This window comes from Streptococcus sp. GMD1S (genome assembly GCF_000296875.1).
Lineage (GTDB): Bacteria > Bacillota > Bacilli > Lactobacillales > Streptococcaceae > Streptococcus.
In genome coordinates this window covers 1-545 of sequence record NZ_AJQY01000433.1, presented here as the reverse complement: position 1 = coordinate 545, position 545 = coordinate 1, and the positions used below count along the sequence as shown (strand labels likewise).

Sequence of the window (545 nt, the reverse complement as noted above, 5' to 3'; positions counted from 1 at the left end):
TCTTATGATGAAAATGCCTCTGCTCCAATGGCGGCTATGTTTGGTTCATCCTTGGCACTTTCTATCTCAGATATTCCGTTTGACGGACCAATTGCTGGGGTGCAAGTGGGCTATGTAGATGGTCAAATCATCATCAACCCTACGCAAGAACAAGCAGAGCAATCTCTCCTTGAATTGACAGTAGCTGGTACCAAACACGCCATCAACATGGTAGAGTCTGGTGCCAAAGAATTGTCAGAAGAAATCATGTTGGAAGCCCTTCTCAAAGGGCACGAAGCAGTCAAAGAATTGATTGCCTTCCAAGAAGAAATCGTTGCGGCAGTTGGTAAGGAAAAAGCAGAAGTGGAATTGCTTCATGTAGACGCTGACTTGCAGGCTGAAATCATCGCAGCCTACAACAGTGACCTCCAAAAAGCTGTCCAAGTAGAAGAAAAATTGGCTCGAGAAGCTGCGACTCAAGCAGTTAAAGACCAAGTGACTGCGGTGTATGAAGAAAAATATGCAGACCACGAAGAATTTGACCGTATTATGCGTGATGTGGCTGA

General features: G+C 45.1%; 1 pseudogene. It reads left to right on the top strand.

The annotated features are described in order from the left end of the window. Window positions 1–545: pseudogene (locus GMD1S_RS10825) on the top strand (polyribonucleotide nucleotidyltransferase); the annotation flags it as partial.